The sequence below is a fragment of the Paraburkholderia sp. SIMBA_054 genome (assembly GCF_046534875.1).
GTDB classification, from domain to species: Bacteria; Pseudomonadota; Gammaproteobacteria; order Burkholderiales; family Burkholderiaceae; genus Paraburkholderia; species Paraburkholderia hospita.
In genome coordinates, this window is record NZ_JAWRXV010000007.1 from 184,320 (window position 1) to 202,743 (window position 18,424).

The following is an 18,424-nucleotide window of genomic DNA, read 5'->3' on the forward strand; positions in this document are numbered from 1 at the left end:
ATTTAGTTATCCTGACCACCTGACTGTCACACCACCGGAGATGAATATGAAAAGCACTCGCGCAGCACTCGCCGCCACGTTCGCCCTTTCGCTTACTGTCCTCGCCACCAGCGCGCATGCCGGCTCCGAGCAGGCCAAGCCTCAAGAAAAATGCTTTGGCGTGTCGCTCGCCGGCAAGAACGATTGCGCAGCCGGTCCCGGCACGAGCTGCGCAGCCACGTCGAAGGTCGACTATCAGGGCGACGCGTTCGTCATGGTCGACAAGGGCACCTGCACGACGATCAAGACGCCGAAGGGCTACGGCGCGCTGAAGGCGAAGTCATGATGCTGCACTCCCAAACCCGCGACGCGCGCGTTTCCCGCTCGTCCCTCGCGAAACAGGGCGGCGTGTCGGAACTCCGCGCAGCCGTCACCGAGCGCCTGTCGGGCGCGCTTTCGCCTTCGCTACTGCTGCTGGTGGCGCGCTTCGGTATCGCAGCAACCTTCTTTCTGTCGGGACGCACGAAAGTAACCGGCCTGCTGACGATCAAGCCGTCGACGTATGCCCTGTTCAGCTCGGAATACGCATTGCCGCTGATTCCTCCGGAGCTGGCCGCGCACCTCGCCACGTATGCGGAGCACCTGTGCCCGATCCTGCTCGTGCTCGGATTGTTCACGCGCTCCGCCGCGTTGGTGCTGCTGGGCATGACGGCCGTGATCGAGATCTTCGTCTATCCCGACGCATGGCCGACGCATCTGACCTGGGCAGGTCTGCTTCTTCCGCTGATCGCGCATGGCGCAGGCAAATGGTCGATCGATCATCTGCTGGGCCGCTCGCGCACCGCGGACTAACCGAACCCTCGTCACCCGATATCCACAACACGGCCCGCGTGGCCTCCATTCGAAAACACTATGCGCATTCTTTCGACTTTGACCCTCGCCGCGGCAGCGCTCGCCGTTTCAGGCGCAGCATTCGCCGCAACGCCGGACGCGCCGGCTGGCGTGAAGAACATCGTGATCGTTCACGGTGCGTTCACCGACGGCTCCGGCTGGCGCGCGGTGCATGACATCCTGATCCATAAGGGCTACAACGTCCGCATCGTCCAGCAACCGATGACGACGCTCGCAGAAGACGTCGCCGCGACCAACAACGCCGTCATCGGACAGACAGGCCCTGTCGTTCTCGTCGGCCATGGCTACGGCGGCTCAGTCATCACGGAAGCGGGCGCGCGTCCCAAGGTGAAGGCGCTGGTCTACGTCGCCGCGTTTCAGCCCGACGTCGGCGAAAGCGTGAATCAGCTCGCTGGATCGATGCCGAAGCTCACGGACGGCGTGCAGAAGACCATCGACGGTCACTACTACTTCGACCCCGCCAAATACGGCACGGACTACGCCGGCGATCTCGTGTCGAACCGCACCGACTTCATGGCCGTTTCGCAAGTGCCCGCCACCGTCGCCGACTTTGCCTCCGCGCCGTTCACGGTCGCATGGCACAACAAGCCGACCTACGGCATCGTCGCGACCGACGACCGCGTGATCAACCCCGACCTGCAACGCTGGATGTACAAGCGTGCGGGCTCGAAGGTCACGGAAGTGAAGGCAAGCCATGCCATCGAAATTTCGCAGCCTGAAGCCGTCGCGAAGGTTATCGAAGAAGCCGCGCTGCACGCGAAATAAACGCAAAGCCATTTTCCCAATCGCATTTCACTCAACCCACCATGGAGCAACCATGAACAGCACCGTCAAATCCCGCGTCAGCTTCGCTGCAGCCGCAGCTCTCCTCGCCATCGCATCGGCAACCGTCGCGACCTCCGCGAGCGCCGCCACGGGCGAGCAACCCGGCCGCTGCTACGGCGTCAACGCATGCAAGGGCCAGGCGCTGTGCGCGACGGCTCACAACGACTGCAAGGGCCTCAACAGCTGCAAGGGCAAAGGCGTAGTCGTGAAGACGCCGAGCGAATGTCTGTCGCTGGGCGGCACACTGACCGAGCCGAAGTAAGTCACGCTAGCGTTGGCCCGGCTATGCGTTGCCGGGCCAGTCCATTCACCGACACTCCGCAGCCGGGTACGCCTCATGCTCTCTCCCAATCCCCGCTTTGCAGGCTATGGCCTTGGCCTGCGCAAGGAACACTATCGCGACTTCCTGGAAACGAACGTTCCCGTCGATTTCGTCGAAGTCATTTCCGAGAACTTCATGGTCGAAGGCGGCCAGCCGCGCGACATTCTGCGGCGCGTGCGTGAGAAGCATCCCGTCGTGCTGCATGGCGTGTCGATGTCGATCGGCTCGGCGGATGGCATCGACCGTGACTATCTGCGCCGGCTGAAGTCGCTCGTCGACGAGATCGAACCGCTGTTCGTGTCCGATCATCTGAGCTGGTCGCGTATCGGCCGCTTCAATTCACACGACTTGTTGCCCGTCCCTTATACCGACGAAGCGCTCGACACCGTATGCGCGAATATCGACATCGCGCAGAATGCACTCGGGCGCCAGATGCTGTTCGAGAATCCGTCCAGTTATCTCGCGTTCGACGGCGCCACGATGACCGAGTGGGAATTCATTTCCACGATGTCGAAGCGCACCGGCTGCGGCCTGCTGCTCGACGTGAACAATATCTTCGTGAGCGCAACGAACCACGGTTTCGATGCGCTCGCCTATCTCGACGGACTGCCTGTCGATCGCGTGCATCAGATCCATCTCGCAGGACACTCGCAAGGCCGCGATCTGCTGATCGACACGCACGATAGCCCCGTGTGCGATGAAGTCTGGGCACTCTATGAGAACGCGATGGCGCGGCTCGGTCCCGTCGCGACGATGATCGAGCGCGACGGCAACGTGCCGCCGCTGAACGAACTGCTGAGGGAACTGTGGATCGCGCGCAAGCTCGGCGCTCATGCGCAACAGGACGCACAGGTCACACGCGACACGCGCATTGCGGAGGCCGCATGACACTCGCCGCGTGGCAACAGGACTTCCGCTCGTGGCTTACGGATGCATCGGAAGAAGCCGCCCGCCGCGTCGGCGGCGATGCATCACGCGGCCTGTCCGTCTATCAGAACAACTATCGCGGGCAATTGATCGAATGCCTCGAGCATTCGTTTCCACAGGTACGGACGTTGCTTGGCGAGGATGCGTTTCTGCATGCCGTCGTGACCCACATCAACCACCATCCGCCGCACGCGTGGACACCTGACGCGTACGCATACGGTTTCGGCGACACGCTGAGCGTGCTGTTCCCGCACAACCCCGACGTGCACGAGCTCGCGTGGATCGAGAATGCGCTGGCCGAAGCCTTCGTTGCGCATGACGCGCAGCCGCTGCCGCTCGACGCCCTCGCTTCCGTCGACTGGGACGCGGCACGGCTGCGCTTTGCGCCGTCGCTCAGGCATCGCCCCGCCACGACGAATGCCGACAGCATCTGGTCCGCCCTATCCGCCAACGCCGAGCCGCCCGAAAGCGAAATGCTCGACGAACCGGGCGGCCTGATCGTCTGGCGGCGGCAGTTCGTGTCGTGCCTCAAGCGCGTCGATGCCGCCGAGTACGAAGCGCTCCTTCATCTGCAGGAAAATGAAAGCTTTGCAACACTATGCGATCTGCTCGTCGAGCGTCTGGGTGACGCGGATGGCGTGGCGAAAGCGGGTGCGCTGCTGGCGGGATGGCTGGGCAGCGAACTCATCGTGGGTGTGGAGAGCGTTTGACAGTCGCTAGCTCTCCGCCCATTCCTCAACTACGATCGAGGGGAGCAAGATGCCGATTGTCACAATTCAGGTTACGCGAGAAGGGACGAAACCCGGCGCGGATTGCGTGACGGCCGAAGAAAAGGCGCGACTCATCAAGGGCGTGAGCCAGGTGTTGCTCGACGTGCTGAACAAGCCGCTCGAATCCACCTTCGTTGTGATCGAGGAAGTGCCGACGGATAATTGGGGCTGGGGCGGTCTGCCTGCCCTCGAGTATCGAAAGCTCAAAGCAGCGAAATCAGCCTGACCTGCAGTCTTCCAACAACGCGTAGCTCTTCAACGAAGGAGTTTGCCATGTCGCTCGAAAAGGCGCTTTACACTGCTCACGCAACCGCAACGGGAGGCCGCGACGGCCGCGCGACGGTGCCCGAAGCCAACCTTGAATTCAAGCTCACCACGCCAAAGGAACTGGGAGGAAAAGGCGGTGACGGCGCGAACCCGGAGCAGCTGTTCGCCGCCGGTTACAGCGCCTGCTTTATCGGTGCGATGAAATTCGTTGCCGCACGCGATAAGATCGCGATCCCCGCAGATGCGTCGATCGACAGCAGCGTCGGGATCGGGCCGATTCCAAATGGGTTCGGCATCGAAGTCGAGATGAAAATATCATTGCCGGGTATGGAGCGCGATGCCGCGCAAGATCTGGTCAACAAGGCTCACATCGTGTGCCCATATTCGAATGCGACGCGCAATAACATCGACGTGAAGCTCACGCTCGTCTGACGCATCGATTCGTGCCTCAAATTGCTGGCCGCCGTTTAATCGCGCGGCCAGCAATACGTTATTGCGAATTTCAACGGCACTTCGCAATACGCATTCAGTCCAGCGACTCCGTCACCACGGACGGGCTATGCGAGTCCATCCAGTCGTATGAATCGCTGAAATGCGCCCATGCCCAGTTGCGCGGGACAGCAGCAGCTTGTGCGTTCTCGCTCGATACTGCTTCGATGCGCGTGCGTACGCCTGCGCCGCTATGGTCGTCGATATTCCGGAAGTTCAAAGATTCGCGCTTCATTGCCTGATCCTCAGTAGAGCCTGTGGCGACGTCGAATTTGAAACGTCGGCCTATGAACGTAGGGTAAACCTCCTGACGGAATCATCAACCGGGCTGCGCAGAATTCACAGTTTTCAAATCGGGAACAATGCGTGCTATCGCGTCGATTGACTGCATCGTCAAACATCAGATCAAAGCGCACAAACAAAAACAGCCCTTCTAAAAAGGGCTGTCTGGCTTGGGTTAAAGCGTGTTACTTCGCGGTCGGCATCGCGAATTCGGCGCCCTTCTCGATGCTCTCCGACCAGCGCTGCATGATCGACTTCTGCTTCGTATAGAAGCGCACGCCTTCTTCGCCGTATGCATGCGTGTCGCCGAACAGGCTGCGCTTCCAGCCGCCGAAGCCATGCCACGCCATCGGCACCGGAATCGGCACATTGATGCCGACCATGCCGACTTCGATACGGCGGCCGAATTCGCGCGCAACATGACCATCGCTCGTGAAGCACGCCACGCCGTTACCGAATTCGTGCGCATTGATCAGCTCGACGGCTTCCGTGAAGTCCTTCACGCGCACGCAAGCAAGCACCGGCCCGAAAATCTCTTCCTTGTAGATGCGCATTTCCGGCGTCACGTTGTCGAACAGCGTACCGCCCGTGAAGAAGCCGTCTTCATGACCCGCCACCTTCAGACCGCGGCCATCGACGACGAGCGTCGCGCCTTCCTTCACGCCCTCGGCGATATACCCTTCGATCCGCTCCAAGGCCTGCCGCGTGACGATCGGACCCATTTCCGCGTCCGGCTCCATGCCGTTCTTCACGATCAGGCTGCGGGCCCGTTCGGCGAGTCGCTCCACGATCTTGTCAGCCACGTCGCCGACCAGCAGCGCAACCGAGATCGCCATGCAACGCTCGCCTGCCGAACCGTAGCCGGCACCGACCAGCGCATCGACAGCCTTGTCGAGATCGGCGTCGGGCATCACCACCATATGGTTCTTCGCGCCGCCCAGTGCCTGCACGCGCTTGCCGTGCTTCGCGCCCGTTTCGTAGATGTAGTTCGCAATCGGCGTCGAGCCGACGAAGCTCACGGCCTTCACGTCCCGATGCGTGAGCAATGCATCCACGACAACCTTGTCGCCCTGCACGACATTGAACACGCCGTCGGGCAAACCTGCCTCTTTCAACAATCCGGCCATGAACAGCGCCGCCGACGGGTCACGCTCGCTCGGCTTGAGAATGAACGTATTGCCGGCCGCGATCGCGACGGGGAACATCCAGCACGGCACCATGCACGGGAAGTTGAACGGCGTGATGCCCGTGACGACACCCAGCGGCTGACGCATTGTCCAGTTGTCGATGCCCGTCGAAACCTGTTCCGTGTAGTCGCCCTTGAGCAGTTGCGGAATGCCACACGCAAATTCGATCACGTCGATGCCGCGCGCAACTTCGCCTTGGGCATCGGAAAATACCTTGCCGTGCTCTGCCGTGATGATGGCCGCGAGTTCGTCGTGGTGACGGTTCATCAGTTCAAGAAAACGCAGCATGACGCGTGCGCGCTTGATGGGCGGCGTGTCGGCCCACTTCGGAAACGCAGCCTTCGCGCTCGCGACGGCTGCGTCGACATCGGCGGCCTCACCGAGCAGCAGCTTGCGGGCCCGGGCACCCGTGGCCGGATTGAAGACGGCCTGGCTACGGCTTCCCGTTCCGCTGACGCGCTCCCCGTGAATGAAATGTCCCACGTCTGCGCTGTCGGTAAAGGCTTGCATGTCTCGGCTCCTTCGTGATTGGCTTGAGAAGCAGTGTAGGAAGGTGCGGACGCGCTGGAAAGAGGCTAACATTGAAATCAATGTTAGCCACCGTGAACAATGAGTGTATGGATACGCAAAATATCGCAGAACTCTGGACGCATCTGCACTGGCTCACCATGCTCGCCGAACAGGGAACGTACACGGCGGCCGCGGCGCGCCTGGGCGTCAGCAAAGCGGCAATGAGCCAGCGCATTTCCGAACTGGAGCGCGCTGCGGGGATTTCGCTGGTGCAGCGCACGACGCGCAGCGTCCGGCTGACGGAAGCCGGCCAGCAGCTCGTCGACAGCACGCGCGGGCAATATGCGCAGATCGCCGCCAGCTTCGCGCAGGTCCGCGAGCTGTCGGGCGTGCCGCGCGGGCTCGTGCGCGTGACGGCGCCTGTCGCGTTCGCGCGGCAGCAACTGGTGCCGAAGGTGCCCGAGTTTCTGGTGGCCAATCCCGAGGTTCGGGTGCAACTGGAGGTGTCGGACAGGCTCGTATCGCTCGCCACGGAAGGCTTCGATCTCGCGATCCGTCACAGCGCCGAGCCGCCCGATACGCACGTCGCCTGGAAGCTTTGCGACACGCATTCCGTGATCGTCGCGACGCGCGCCTATCTGCGAAAGCGCGGCACGCCCAGGTCACCGGAAGAACTTTCTTCTCACGATTGCCTTTTTTATCCGCGCTCGTCGGGCGAACCGATGTGGTCGTTCGAGCGAAAGGCGGCGCGAAAGGCAGGCACCCGACCCGTCACCTTGCCCGTCAACGGACAGTTCTCCGCGAACAACAGCGAGACGCTGCGCGACGCGGCGCTCGAAAGCCTGGGCATTGCGCTGCTGCCGGACTTCACCGCGCAGGCCGCCGTGCAGGCTGGCAAGCTGGTCGTCGTGCTGCCGGACTGGCGCGTGACGGGCGCGTTCGCCGAGCAGCTTTATATCGTGCGGCCTTATGCGTCGCATGTGCCGCGTGCGGTCGGGCTGTTCGTCGGCTATTTGCGCGAGCGCTTTTCGGATGGTTTTCCTGTTTGAACCAGCCTTGATCCGTAAATAAACGATATGGACCATTAGTTGGCCCATATCGCCCACTCAAAACGTAGTGGGAAAAGTGCTGGCGGTGGAGACGCCTGCAAAACGAAACCCGCTTATCGGTACTTTCCCGCGAGCGCCGACACCTTCTCGATGTTCTGCGGCGTGATGAATCCCGGACCCGAACTGATATTGCGCGCCTCGTAGACAGGCTTTAGTCCATAGTCCTGCAGCCGCTTCATGAACTTCGGGTCCTTCTCCAGTTCATTGCGAGCCTGCGCGACGTCCGTGTTGTGATTCTTGTGCATGATCGCGAGCATCGCGACGGGAATATAGCCCTGCAAATACGGCTGCTGATCGGTGCAGAACTTGATCGTGCCGTCCTTGATTCCCTTGGCGACGTCAGAGTCGATATCGAAGGTTGCGAACCAGATCTTGCCCGCGAGCCCCATCTTCGTGACGGCACGAATGGTCGGATCAGCGGAAGTGGGCCCGAGCGTCAGCACGCCCTGCGTGTTCGGATGCGCGCGCAGATAAGCGCTGACTTTCGATTCGATATCCGTCGGATCGGTGCCCGCGTCGAGAACCGAGGTTTTCATATCTGCGCCGATCGCTTCGGCAAATCCGCGGCAGCGCTCGAATGACAGCGGGTTCGTCGCATAGTGGTTCACGCACAGAAACGTCTTGATGCCGTCGGCCTTGGCGCGCTTTCCCGCCTCCTTGCCCGCGAGGTACTCGGGCTGTCCCACATGCAGCAATGCGCCAAGATCGGCGCTCTGCTTCTCCGTGCCCGTGTTGGCCGTGACGAACGGAATGTTCTTCGCTTTCAGACGCGAGACGGAGCCTTTGAGCAGATCGAAGTCAGCGATGGTCGTCACCACGCCGTCGTAGTTGCGCGCGGCAGCCTGATTCACGAGTTGGACCATATCGGCGATATCGCCATTCGGCGGGTTGCGATAGTCGGTCTGCACGTTGAAATCTTCATCGGCCTGCTTGATACCGTTTTTGACGGTGTTCCACCATGCATCCGAATCCGGCGCATGCGTGATGAAATCGAAATGCGCTACAGGCCCCGCATTCGCATCGACATGCAGGCCCATGCTCAGGACCGCTGCGGCGACGCAAAGCGCCTTCATGACGGGTAATCTCATCGCTGTCTCCATGTTTGTGGCTGCCGGCGTCTCGCGCCGGCAGTTTGCTGCGTTGCCTTGCTCGATCAGTCGGCGGCGAGGCCGATAAATACGTTGCCGTCTTCCGTCTTCACGGGATATGTGACGAGGTTCACGCACACGGGCGCGCCCTTCGCGGCGCCCGTCGGGATCTGAAAGCGCCCCATATGCATCGGGCACTCGATCACCTCGCCAAACACAAAACCATCGGCGAGCCGCGCCGTTTCATGCGTGCAGAGTCCCGCTGTAGCGTAGAACCCCGTGGCCGTGTGATAGACCGCATACAGCTTGCCTTCGTGCTCGAACTCCATCACGTCTTCTTCGTCGATGTCGTCGCATGCGCAGACCTGATGCCATTGCAGAATGTTCATTGCGTGCTCCGTTCGTGTTCAGCGTGGCTGGGCGACGAGTGCTTCGTCGTCGGAGGGTCGCGCCTGCGTGGCGGGCGTCTTGCCCGGCACGCGCGGCGTGATCATGTAGTCCGGGTCGTGCCGCTGCATGCGCAGGAAGTACACAATCTCGCTCCAGGCGCTGAACAGTCCGTCGTAAGCAGGCGGCAGGTCCGCCTCGATCGCTTTGCGCAATTTCGGCAGCGCGTGAAACGGCACGTTCGGAAACATGTGATGCTCGACGTGATAGTTCATGTTCCAGTAGAGCAGTTGGAGAACGGGATTGAGCCGGATGGTCCGCGTCGAGAAGCGGTGGTCGAGTTCGTTCTCGCGCAGCCCCGTGTGCTGCGTGATGGCCAGCAGTTCGTGCAGCCATGCGCCATACGCACGCGGCAGCAGAAGAAACACCGCGGGCAGCCAGCTATGCGCGACGATCGCCCACGCAACCACGCCGACATATAGCGCGAGGACGATCCGCGAATTCCGGCACATCGCGCGATATTCGATCGGCGGCACGACGGCTTTCGCGCTGCGCGACACGATGCCGAGGCTGTGCAGCACGATGTTGCCCAGATGATGGATGCCGTGCGAGACGCGCAGAAAATCGGTCGCGAGCTTCAGATAGTTCGGCGGCCGCTTCACGGCGATTTCGACATCGGCGGGCACGGTTGCCGTCAGATGCGTGTACGTGTGATGTTGCGCATGCGACCAGCGGCTGTAGATCTGCTCACGCCACGTCATGAAACAGATCAGCCAGTGCACCGACGCATTCAGCCATTCGCTGCGAAACGGCGTGCGATGGCGCAACTCATGTTCCATCGCTTCGGCGAACGCGTAGATCGTCCCGTAAAGCAGGAACGCAGGCACGCACCACCACGTGCCGAGCGACAGCCACGCGAGCACGCCGCTGCCTGCGACCATCGCGAGAAAGCCGCTCAGGTACAGGAGCGCGTCGCGGTCGTTGCGGCGCGTGAGTTCCTTGAGCACCTTGCGGTCAAGCGGGCATTTGTACCAGTCGTCCATCGTGATTGGTTTCGAGTTGTCTTTCTGTGCGGACATGCATGGCTCCTGATGCTGGCTTGACGGTTTCGCTCGGGCGGTGTTTTGCCTGAGGCAGTGATCATCGTTGAGTGCATTTAAGACTCGTAATGAGCATTCGTCAAAACCATTTATGCCTCATTCTGAGCCACCAAGGGTAATCCATGATCCTGATGGCGTGACAATACAATGCCGTTAATTGATGCCTCACACAAACGCCTCAAAATGAGTCAAAATCGACCCAATGCAATTACTCGACCCGCCGCGCGAGGACCCGCGATGAAAAACAAGCCGACGCTCAAGCAACTCATGGAGATCACGCAGCTCAGCCGCGCGACGATCGATCGCGCGCTGAACGACAGGCCTGGCGTGCACCCGCGCACGCGCCATGCGGTCGAAGCCGCGTTGAAGCAGCTAGGCACCGGTCCATCTGCAAGGTCAGCCGTTCGCGCGAAGCAGGCCGCTTATGATTTCCGGCTGCTCGCGCAAGCAGGCGACGCGTTCACCGACGAGTTGATCCGAACGGCAATAGCGCTCGAAGCCGAGTTCGAGGCGAACGGCGTGCGGCTTGAAGTGGAGAAGTGCGTCGGGGCATCCGACGAAGAAGTCGCGGCCCGTATCCGGCAGGCGACGGCGGAAGTGGACGGCATCGGCATCATCTGCACGAACACCGCGACGACGTCATCGGCGTTGCGCGAATGCATGGCGGTGGGCAAACCCGTTGTCACGCTGATCACGGATGTGGACGCCGACGCGCGTCACACATACGTCGGCGTCAACAACCGCGCGGCCGGACAGTCGGCGGCCTTTTTACTCGGACGGCATCTGCAGGCGCATGCGTCGCCCGATGTCGCCGTGATCGTCGCGACGTTTTCGTACACCTGCCACGAGGATCGCGAGATCGGCTTCCGTTCGCTATTGCGCCAACGGTTCCCGCATGTGAATCTGGTCGAGGTGATCAAGGGCGCCGATTCCGGCGCGGCGACCTACGAAGCGACGACCCGCTTCCTGAAGGCGCATGGCAAGCTCGACGGCATCTACAACGTCGCGGGTGGCAACGAGGGGCTTGCCGCCGCGCTGCGCGAACACAATCTGACGGGCCGCACGCTCTACGTGACGCACGAGGTCAACCGCATCACGGAGCCGCTGTTGCGTTCCGATGCGATCGACTATCTGCTGACGCAGGATATACGCCTCATGCTGCGCACCGCCGTCGATCATCTGAAGGGTGCGCGCGAAGGCGCGGCCGTGCCATCGCATGCCATCATTCCGATCGAGACGTACTCCCGCTATTCGCTGTATTGAACGCAGGCGCGAGACCGAGGTGCTCGAGCATGCGTCCAAACGTTTCGAGCCGCTCGTTACATACGCGCCGACATCGACATTGCGATAGTCATAGAAGCCCGTCTCATCGCGCAAGCCTTTGCGTGATGCCGCCATGTTGCCGCTGACGATCTCCGCAGGCAGGAACCGATCGCCCTTCTACTTTGCGAGGTAATGCGACGCGTAATAGAGAATGTCGCAGCCGCCCCAATCGATAAACTCGAGCAAGCCGAGCACAGCGAAGCGCAGGCCGAAGCCCGTGCGTATCGCCGTGTCGATATCTTCGGCGCTCGCGACGCCTTCTTCGACTGGTCTTTACGCCGCTGTCGCCGACTTCAACCGGAACGCCGCCACCGATTCATCGAGCTGCCGCCCCTGATCTTCGAGCGAGCGCGACGCGGCAGCCGCCTGCTCGACCAGCGCGGCGTTCTGTTGGGTGACGTCGTCCATCTGCGTGATCGCGAGGTTCACCTGCGCGATGCCGCGGCTCTGCTCTTCGGAGGCCGCCGCGATCTCGCTCATGATCGCCGTCACCTGGCCGACGGCCCGCGTCACTTCCGTCATCGTCTCGCCTGCCTCGCCCGCCAGCGACGAGCCATCTCTGATCCGGTCGACCGACGCGCCGATCAGTTCCTTGATCTCCTTCGCGGCGCTCGACGAGCGTTGCGCGAGACTGCGCACTTCGCTCGCGACGACCGCGAAGCCGCGGCCATGCTCGCCGGCGCGCGCCGATTCGACCGCGGCGTTGAGCGCGAGAATATTCGTCTGGAACGCGATGCCTTCGATGATGCCCGTGATATCGGCGATCCGGTTCGAACTCTGGCTGATGTCGGTCATCGTCGACACCACGCGCTCGACGGCCTCGTGGCTGCGGCGCGCCACGTCGGAGGCGTCGCTCGCGAGCGTGCTCGCCTGGCGCGCGCTTTCGGCGTTCTGTTTGACGGCGGCCGTCAGCTCTTCCATGCTCGCCGCCGTTTCTTCGAGCGCGGCCGCCTGCTGCTCGGTGCGCGCGGACAGATCGGCATTGCCCGTCGATATCTCGCCTGTCGCCGTGCGCAGCAATGCGCTACTGTCGCGGATGTCGAGCAGCACGCCGTTCAGCTTCTCGACGAACGCGTTGAACTGCTCGGCGAGCACACCGACCTCGTCGTTGCTGCCTACGGGCAGACGCCGCGTGAGGTCGCCGTCGCCCGATGCGATGTCCTGCATGCTGTTCGACAGCTGGCGCAGCGGCGCCGTCAGACGACTGCCGAGCGCCGTCGTCAGCGCGAGCGCGACCAGCAGCACGACGAGACCCACGACAATCAGCATCGCGCTCAGCCGATTGGCCGACGCCATCATTTCCGCATGCGGAATCAGGCCGATGTATTTCCAGCCTAGTTCCGGCGACGTATAGACGACGGTGTCATACCGCGCGCCGCCGATATCGACGGACAGCGTGCCGTTCGCCATCGCCGCGAGGTCGCGATAACCGTCGCCGAGATCCTTCAGCGCCTTGAAGTTGTGTGCGGCGTCGTGCGGGTCCACCAGCACCGTGCCGCTGTCTTCGACGACCATCAGATAGCCCGTTTCGCCGAAACGCACCTGGCCGATCATCTTCGCGAAGCCATCCAGCGAGATATCCATGCCGAGCACGCCGACGGGCTTGCCTTGGGCGTTCTGGATCGAGCGCACGAAGCTGATGATCACGTTGTTGTCGCCGCCCGAATTCGCGTAGGCGGCCGTGCGCCGCACGCCGCCCGCTGCCTGCATGCCCTGCACGTACCACGGACGCTCGCGCGGATCGTAGTGATCGCTCGTGAATTTGCCTTTCGGCCATTGCACGTAGCCGCCCCATTGCGTGCCTACGTAGACGTAGCGCAGATCGGGATGGCTGTCGCCGAAGCGTTGCAGCAGGTGAAAGATATCCGTCTCGACGCCGCCATTCGTGTCGGGCGTCATCTGGCCGCCGTGCGTCAGGTAGTTGGTGACGGACGTGTCCGCGGACTGTACGAGCGGCAGGTCCGACAGAAACACAACGTTGTCGTGGATGCGCTTGAAGGTCTCGCGCAGACTGCTGTCAATCTGGCGAATCTGGCCTAGGCCCGCGTCGTTGAAGTTGTCGACGGCCTGGCGGCGCACGTTGAGCGTCGCGTATAGCGTGATGGCCAGTATCGTGGCCGCGAGCGCCGCGCCGAATATGAGGCTCAGTTTGACTGCGATGGAGCGCATGCCCATGCGGGGTTCCCTGTGCGAATGCGTTGATGAATGAGTTGATCAATCGCCTATTACGGAACACTCGCGCACAATCTGAACGGAGTGCATTTTTTATAATTGACTCGATGGAAGGTGGTTTTTTGGTTTGCAACGGCTTTTGATTTGGGTTTTGGCTGGTATTTGCGGTTGAGCCTTCCGGGCGCGGGCGTTGCCAGTCGGTGTTTTAGCCTTTGCGCTGGCATCCGGTTTGAGCCGGGCGGTGTGTTTGCCTTTGCGCTGGCATCCGCGTTTTGCCTTCGTGCTTCAAGCGTTGCCCCTGTGCGGGGCGGCACCTACTTTTCTTTGCCGCCGCAAAGAAAAGTAGGCAAAAGAAAGCGGCTAACACCGCCAACATTTCTTCTTGCCTGAGGGCCCCCAAAGGGTCTTACGCTTCACACGGCAACGTCTTTGTTCGCGTTCGTTGCCAACGCTTCGAATGACCGCCTCACCCACTTCAAACACCCGAACAAGAGCTAGGGGCAGCGAATGGTTTGCGCCGCCCAGGTGGCAAACTGTGTGTAGGTTGTCGCGTCGTATAGGGTAGCGCTCTGACAGGGTGGAACGCGTGCGCTATCGGTCCGAAGTGAGGCGGGTGTGGTGCTACGACCTACACACAGTTTTCCACCTGGGCGGCAGTGGATTATCTGGCGCGGCATGTGGCGACGCGGGCGCGTGAAGCGGGTGATGCGGTCATTCGAAGCGTTGGCAACGAGCATGAGTCACGTGGTTGCCGTGCGAAGCGCGGGACCGGTTGGGGGCCCTCAGGCAGGGAGAAGAATTAGCGGTGTTAGCCGCTTTCTTTTGCCTACTTTTCTTTGCGGCGGCAAAGAAAAGTAGGTGCCGCCCCGCACAGGGGCGACGCTTGAAGCACGAAGGCAATACGCGGATGCCAGCGCAGAAGCAAAAGCAAAAGCAAAAGCAAAAGCAAAAGCAAAACCCGACCACCAACGCTTCCGCTACGCAAAACGCATCCCCCGCTCCCTGCGATGAACCAAAAAAAAGCGCTACATAGTGTCCTTGAGCGAGCGCCTTGCAAGCGTGTATAACCGTTGAAACAGCGATTCGCGCATCCATGCAGCATGCATAGACACACCGTGCACACATCACACCGAATCGCGCCCGCATGCGCCACCCGCGAAGAATGGAGCTGCTCACGATGAACGCCAGCCAGGACCGACAGATCGACACCAGCGAAACCGCCACGCAGCTCAACCACGAGCGCCTGGCAAACGCACGTTTGCGAAAACTGATAGACGCGCACTCCCGAATCGCCGCTGCGAAGCTCGACCTCGACCGCTTTCTGTCGCTCGTCACCGACTCGCTGCTCGAACTCGTGCCTGCCGCGCATGGATCCGTGGTCGAATGGGTCGATGGCGACGAGATGGTGTATCGCGCGTGCAGCGGCACCATCGCGCATCACATCGGCTTGCGCCTCAAACGCATCGGCAGCCTGTCGGGTCTGTGCTCGCTCGAAAAGCACTTGCTGTACAGCAGCGACACATCGGACGATCCACGCGTAGATGCCGCCGCGTGCAAGCGCGTGGGCGCGACGTCGATGGTCGTCGCGCCGCTGCTCTATCAGTCCGAAGTCGCGGGCGTCGTGAAGCTGATGGCGAGCCGCACCGATGCATTTTCCGCCGACGACATCGAGACGCTCGAACGGATCACGTCGCTCGTCGCGTCGGGCATGGCGCATCAGCGCGTGTTTGCGGAGAACCGCGCACTGATCGAGCAGAACACCATCACGATCGCCCGGCTGCGCACCGAGATCAGCCTGCGCGAAGCGGCCGATAGCAAGCTCGAAGCATCGCTGCGCCGCCGCCGTCTCGTGCTCGACACGACGCACGACGCGTTCGTGTGCACCGACGCCGACGGCGTCATCATCGAATGGAACGATGCCGCGACGCGCACATTCGGCTATGCGCGTGACGCGATGACGGGACGCCCGATACTCGACACGCTGTTTCCGGCGCGCTGCAAGGCGCGCTATGCCGAACTGGACGTGTTCAAAAGCGCACCGGAACAGAGCGCGCAGACCCCCTCGCATCGCAGCCGCACGGAGCTGATCGCGCGGCGCATCGACGGCAACGAGTTTCCTGCTGAGCTGTCCGTGTGTCCCGTGCAGTTCGACGGCCATACCGAGCTCGCGTATTTCATTCGCGACGTCACCGAGCGTTTCAACGCGCGGGAACTCGACAAGCGCTTTCGCGTGCTGGTCGATGCGATCAAGGACTATGCGATCACGATGCTCGACTCGCACGGTCACATCATGACGTGGAGCGCGGGTTCGACGCAGGTGATGGGCTACACGCCGCATGAAGTGATCGGCCAGCCGGCTGCCCTCTTCTACACACCCGAAGACATCGCGGTGGGCCGGCCGCAACGCGATCTCGAACTCGCCGCGCGCGAAGGCCGCGTCGAAATGGAAGAGTGGCGCGTGCGCAAGAACGGCACGATCTTCTGGGCGAACATCATCACGACGGCCTTGCGCGATCCGAACGGCGCGCTGCAAGGCTTCGCGAAGATCACACGCGACATGTCGCGGCGGCGGCGTCTCGAAGAACTCGAGGCGTCGAGCCAGCGCATGAGCCAGTTCCTCGCGCTGCTCGGACACGAACTGCGCAATCCGCTCGCGCCACTGCGCAACGCCGTCAGCATGCTGCAACTGAAGACAGCCGATCATCACGCGTTCGTGCCCGAGCACGAACTGATCGACCGGCAACTGTCACATCTGACGCGCCTCGTCGACGACCTGCTCGACGCCGGGCGCGTCACGTTGGGACGCGTGCAGATCGAGCCGAAGCCGGTGTCGATGCAGGCCATCGCGCAACTGAGCATCGAAGGCAGCGCGCCGTTGCTCGCGGCGCGCGAACAGACGCTCGATGTGGTGCTGCCCGACACGCCGATGACTATCAAAGGCGATCTCACGCGGATGGTGCAGGTCGTGCAGAACCTGCTGAACAATGCATCGAAATTCAGTCCGGCGGGCGCGTCGATCAGCTTGCAGGTGTTCCGCTCGGGCCGTCTGCTCGCGATCCGCATTCACGATTCCGGGCGCGGCATCGATCCCGATGCGATCGATGCGATCTTCAATCTGTTCGTGCAGGAAACGCCGACGGAAGAACAGGCTGACAAGAGCGGTCTCGGCATCGGGCTGACGCTTGCGCGCGCCATCGTCGATCTGCATGGCGGTCATATCGAAGCCCACAGCGAAGGTCGCGGCAAAGGTAGCGTGTTCACCGTGTGGCTACCCGAGTTCAGTCATCCGATCGCCGCCGAAGCCGTGCGCGAAGAAGCGCCGCTGCCCTCGCAGCCCGTCGATCTGAAGGTGATGGTGGTCGACGACAACGTCGATTCCGCCGACAGCATGGCGACGCTCGTGCAGGTGCTCGGCCACGAAGCGCACGCGGTGTACGACGGTGCGGCCGCCATCGAACTGGCGCAGACGCTGCAGCCGCATCTCGTGCTGCTCGATCTGTCGATGCCGAAGATGACGGGCTTCGAAGCGTTGCCGCGTATCCGCAAGGCGCTTGCGGCGCCAGGCACCGTGATCGCCGCGATGACCGGGCTCGGCACCAGTGAAGACCGCGCGAAGACGGAAGCGGCGGGCTTCGATCTGCACCTGACCAAGCCCGTCGATCTGCCGGAACTGGAGAGCGTGTTGCAGATTGCGGTCACGCATGTGCGCGATTGATGTGCACGACCAGGCGCACGCTTACCGATCCTTCCGAAAACTCAAGAAGCAAGTCCTGGGGACGTTAGCGAAGACAGTAACTTCATTCGAGGATCGTACGTGGATACAGTCAACCCTGAACTCATTGCGCGGCTCGTGCGGATCAATCCTGTCGTCATCGTCAATGGCGAGACGTCGCGCTCGCTGCGCTACCACGGCAAGCGCAACGTGCGCGCGCTGATGGGCTTTCTCGGCACGCATCGCGATATGCGCGCGCTCGTCTACAGTCATTCGGCAAGCGGCCGGCAGATGTGGCTCGACGTGCAGACGGGACGCGTGTCGCAGTTACCGGTGTTGCTGCCGAACTGAGCGGCGCGCTACTCTCCGCTATCCGTTGATCGATACGCCGTCGCGTCATGGACACGCACGACGGCGTGCCACTGCCTCCATCCAAGCCTTAATGGTGGCCGGCTATCAGTGCTCCTGGCGGATGCCAGGTTATGCAGGGGTGAAGACGATTGCCCCCCGGTTTTCCGCTTGAGCAAACACTCTCGTGAAGCGGTACGTCTGCCCGTCGATACTGAGATTATTGAGGCCTGACTGCGTCGCCACCAGTATCGCGTCCGACAGTTCACGGTGAATGGTCCCGCAGCTCGCCCATTCCTCTTTCGGTGCGCTCACGTCACCGAGATACAGCCTTGCGTCTTCGACGCCTGTGCGCAGCATGATCAGGCTGAGCGCCTTGTCGAGCGCACGCTCGAGATATTCGGACAACGTCGATAGTGCTTCCACGTCTGGCGGGAGTTTGGCGGAGTTCGTGGTCATTTTTTGCCCCAGTGCTTTAGCGTGGTTGCGCTTTTACAGCATACAGCCCTCGTTCTCCCCTGCACAGTCCACGCAGTGATGCGAAAAATACCGGCATCCGCCTCTGAGCGCTTGAATCGAGTCTACTGAGGCAGCAAACGCCCCACCTAGGTGCGTTTTTCTGATGCGCGCATAAGCGGGACACCCTCCGCCAGCGCGCCGGACTCTCGCTTTCTACACGTCTTTTAGAAAACGATTAACCTACTGAACACCAATC

At 61.7% G+C, this 18,424-nt stretch carries 19 protein-coding genes and 1 pseudogene; 12 read left to right on the forward strand and 8 right to left on the reverse strand.

The genetic code is table 11. The features are described 5' to 3' along the window. The first annotated feature begins 46 nt into the window (after nt 1-46). The 8 genes from SB822_RS11055 (at nt 47) to SB822_RS11090 (ending at nt 4,434) form a co-directional block, all read left to right on the forward strand. Entirely contained in the window at nt 47-325 is a 279-nt protein-coding gene (locus SB822_RS11055) for a DUF2282 domain-containing protein (protein ID WP_007579048.1), read from the forward strand. Continuing rightward, on the forward strand, nt 322-831 hold the full coding sequence (locus SB822_RS11060) for a DoxX family protein (protein WP_410854663.1): 510 nt from the start codon (nt 322-324) through the stop codon (nt 829-831). The genes SB822_RS11055 and SB822_RS11060 overlap by 4 nt, the downstream gene beginning before the upstream one ends. A 60-nt stretch (nt 832-891) precedes the next feature. Next, entirely contained in the window at nt 892-1,656 is a 765-nt protein-coding gene (locus tag SB822_RS11065) for an alpha/beta hydrolase (protein WP_007579050.1), read from the forward strand. Nucleotides 1,657-1,708: 52 nt separating this feature from the next. Beyond that, complete coding sequence (locus SB822_RS11070) at nt 1,709-1,978, forward strand: hypothetical protein (RefSeq protein WP_007579051.1); 270 nt, start codon at nt 1,709-1,711, stop codon at nt 1,976-1,978. Nucleotides 1,979-2,053: 75 nt separating this feature from the next. Continuing rightward, nucleotides 2,054-2,926, forward strand: coding sequence for a DUF692 domain-containing protein (locus SB822_RS11075; protein ID WP_007579052.1), 873 nt, complete (start codon nt 2,054-2,056; stop codon nt 2,924-2,926). Next, the gene (locus tag SB822_RS11080) at nt 2,923-3,675 is read left to right on the forward strand and encodes a putative DNA-binding domain-containing protein (protein ID WP_410854664.1); all 753 of its coding nucleotides are present in this window, start codon (nt 2,923-2,925) and stop codon (nt 3,673-3,675) included. Before SB822_RS11075 ends, SB822_RS11080 begins: the two co-directional genes overlap by 4 nt. A 49-nt stretch (nt 3,676-3,724) precedes the next feature. After that, entirely contained in the window at nt 3,725-3,961 is a 237-nt protein-coding gene (locus tag SB822_RS11085) for a tautomerase family protein (protein WP_007579054.1), read from the forward strand. A gap of 47 nt (nt 3,962-4,008) precedes the next feature. Then, complete coding sequence (locus SB822_RS11090) at nt 4,009-4,434, forward strand: organic hydroperoxide resistance protein (protein WP_007579055.1); 426 nt, start codon at nt 4,009-4,011, stop codon at nt 4,432-4,434. A gap of 94 nt (nt 4,435-4,528) precedes the next feature. Here SB822_RS11090 and SB822_RS11095 read toward each other — a convergent pair whose 3' ends face one another. After that, nucleotides 4,529-4,726: a hypothetical protein gene (locus SB822_RS11095; RefSeq protein WP_007579056.1), complete on the reverse strand. Its 198-nt coding sequence runs from the start codon at nt 4,724-4,726 to the stop codon at nt 4,529-4,531. 232 nt (nt 4,727-4,958) lie between these two features. Then, complete coding sequence (locus SB822_RS11100) at nt 4,959-6,470, reverse strand: CoA-acylating methylmalonate-semialdehyde dehydrogenase (protein ID WP_410854665.1); 1,512 nt, start codon at nt 6,468-6,470, stop codon at nt 4,959-4,961. A gap of 107 nt (nt 6,471-6,577) precedes the next feature. Here SB822_RS11100 and SB822_RS11105 point away from each other — a divergent pair, with 107 nt between their 5' ends. Continuing rightward, entirely contained in the window at nt 6,578-7,519 is a 942-nt protein-coding gene (locus tag SB822_RS11105) for a LysR family transcriptional regulator (RefSeq protein ID WP_007579061.1), read from the forward strand. Between the two features lie 113 nt (nt 7,520-7,632). Here the strand turns inward: SB822_RS11105 and SB822_RS11110 are convergent, their stop codons facing one another. The 3 genes from SB822_RS11110 to SB822_RS11120 all read right to left on the reverse strand — a co-directional run bounded on the left by SB822_RS11110 (nt 7,633) and on the right by SB822_RS11120 (nt 10,133). Further along, nucleotides 7,633-8,667, reverse strand: a complete 1,035-nt coding sequence (locus SB822_RS11110; protein WP_114224055.1) for a sugar ABC transporter substrate-binding protein — start codon at nt 8,665-8,667, stop codon at nt 7,633-7,635. Nucleotides 8,668-8,732: 65 nt separating this feature from the next. Then, nucleotides 8,733-9,056, reverse strand: coding sequence for a non-heme iron oxygenase ferredoxin subunit (locus SB822_RS11115; RefSeq protein WP_410854666.1), 324 nt, complete (start codon nt 9,054-9,056; stop codon nt 8,733-8,735). Nucleotides 9,057-9,074: 18 nt separating this feature from the next. After that, nucleotides 9,075-10,133 (reverse strand): fatty acid desaturase, encoded by a 1,059-nt coding sequence (locus SB822_RS11120; protein WP_086916399.1) that lies wholly within the window; start codon nt 10,131-10,133, stop codon nt 9,075-9,077. Between the two features lie 258 nt (nt 10,134-10,391). On the opposite strand from SB822_RS11120, the gene SB822_RS11125 reads away from it, so the two are divergent. Next, on the forward strand, nt 10,392-11,417 hold the full coding sequence (locus SB822_RS11125) for a LacI family DNA-binding transcriptional regulator (protein WP_410854667.1): 1,026 nt from the start codon (nt 10,392-10,394) through the stop codon (nt 11,415-11,417). Here SB822_RS11125 and SB822_RS11130 read toward each other — a convergent pair. Further along, nucleotides 11,377-11,750 (reverse strand): annotated as a pseudogene (locus SB822_RS11130) (3-hydroxyacyl-CoA dehydrogenase family protein); the annotation flags it as partial. The gene SB822_RS11125 and the pseudogene SB822_RS11130 overlap by 41 nt on opposite strands. Beyond that, nucleotides 11,751-13,652, reverse strand: coding sequence for a methyl-accepting chemotaxis protein (locus SB822_RS11135; RefSeq protein WP_410854668.1), 1,902 nt, complete (start codon nt 13,650-13,652; stop codon nt 11,751-11,753). A gap of 1,174 nt (nt 13,653-14,826) precedes the next feature. Between SB822_RS11135 and SB822_RS11140 the strand changes: the two genes are divergently transcribed. After that, complete coding sequence (locus SB822_RS11140) at nt 14,827-17,364, forward strand: PAS domain S-box protein (RefSeq protein WP_410854669.1); 2,538 nt, start codon at nt 14,827-14,829, stop codon at nt 17,362-17,364. A 99-nt stretch (nt 17,365-17,463) separates the two neighbouring features. Next, entirely contained in the window at nt 17,464-17,712 is a 249-nt protein-coding gene (locus tag SB822_RS11145; protein WP_007588826.1) for a hypothetical protein, read from the forward strand. 129 nt (nt 17,713-17,841) lie between these two features. On the opposite strand, the gene SB822_RS11150 is transcribed toward SB822_RS11145, so the two are convergent. After that, nucleotides 17,842-18,168, reverse strand: a complete 327-nt coding sequence (locus SB822_RS11150; protein ID WP_039901535.1) for a hypothetical protein — start codon at nt 18,166-18,168, stop codon at nt 17,842-17,844. Between the last annotated feature and the right edge of the window lie 256 nt (nt 18,169-18,424).

Excerpts from the sequence above, each read along its gene's own strand:
- SB822_RS11060 (WP_410854663.1), top strand. The coding sequence starts at position 322 with ATGATGCTGCACTCCCAAACCCGCGACGCGCGCGTTTCCCGCTCGTCC.
- SB822_RS11150 (WP_039901535.1), bottom strand. The coding sequence starts at position 18,168 with ATGACCACGAACTCCGCCAAACTCCCGCCAGACGTGGAAGCACTATCG.
- SB822_RS11105 (WP_007579061.1), top strand. The coding sequence starts at position 6,578 with ATGGATACGCAAAATATCGCAGAACTCTGGACGCATCTGCACTGGCTC.
- SB822_RS11090 (WP_007579055.1), top strand. The coding sequence starts at position 4,009 with ATGTCGCTCGAAAAGGCGCTTTACACTGCTCACGCAACCGCAACGGGA.
- SB822_RS11110 (WP_114224055.1), bottom strand. The coding sequence starts at position 8,667 with ATGAGATTACCCGTCATGAAGGCGCTTTGCGTCGCCGCAGCGGTCCTG.
- SB822_RS11095 (WP_007579056.1), bottom strand. The coding sequence starts at position 4,726 with ATGAAGCGCGAATCTTTGAACTTCCGGAATATCGACGACCATAGCGGC.
- SB822_RS11065 (WP_007579050.1), top strand. The coding sequence starts at position 892 with ATGCGCATTCTTTCGACTTTGACCCTCGCCGCGGCAGCGCTCGCCGTT.
- SB822_RS11125 (WP_410854667.1), top strand. The coding sequence starts at position 10,392 with ATGAAAAACAAGCCGACGCTCAAGCAACTCATGGAGATCACGCAGCTC.
- SB822_RS11085 (WP_007579054.1), top strand. The coding sequence starts at position 3,725 with ATGCCGATTGTCACAATTCAGGTTACGCGAGAAGGGACGAAACCCGGC.
- SB822_RS11135 (WP_410854668.1), bottom strand. The coding sequence starts at position 13,652 with ATGGGCATGCGCTCCATCGCAGTCAAACTGAGCCTCATATTCGGCGCG.
- SB822_RS11075 (WP_007579052.1), top strand. The coding sequence starts at position 2,054 with ATGCTCTCTCCCAATCCCCGCTTTGCAGGCTATGGCCTTGGCCTGCGC.
- SB822_RS11080 (WP_410854664.1), top strand. The coding sequence starts at position 2,923 with ATGACACTCGCCGCGTGGCAACAGGACTTCCGCTCGTGGCTTACGGAT.
- SB822_RS11055 (WP_007579048.1), top strand. The coding sequence starts at position 47 with ATGAAAAGCACTCGCGCAGCACTCGCCGCCACGTTCGCCCTTTCGCTT.
- SB822_RS11140 (WP_410854669.1), top strand. The coding sequence starts at position 14,827 with ATGAACGCCAGCCAGGACCGACAGATCGACACCAGCGAAACCGCCACG.
- SB822_RS11100 (WP_410854665.1), bottom strand. The coding sequence starts at position 6,470 with ATGCAAGCCTTTACCGACAGCGCAGACGTGGGACATTTCATTCACGGG.
- SB822_RS11070 (WP_007579051.1), top strand. The coding sequence starts at position 1,709 with ATGAACAGCACCGTCAAATCCCGCGTCAGCTTCGCTGCAGCCGCAGCT.
- SB822_RS11120 (WP_086916399.1), bottom strand. The coding sequence starts at position 10,133 with ATGTCCGCACAGAAAGACAACTCGAAACCAATCACGATGGACGACTGG.
- SB822_RS11115 (WP_410854666.1), bottom strand. The coding sequence starts at position 9,056 with ATGAACATTCTGCAATGGCATCAGGTCTGCGCATGCGACGACATCGAC.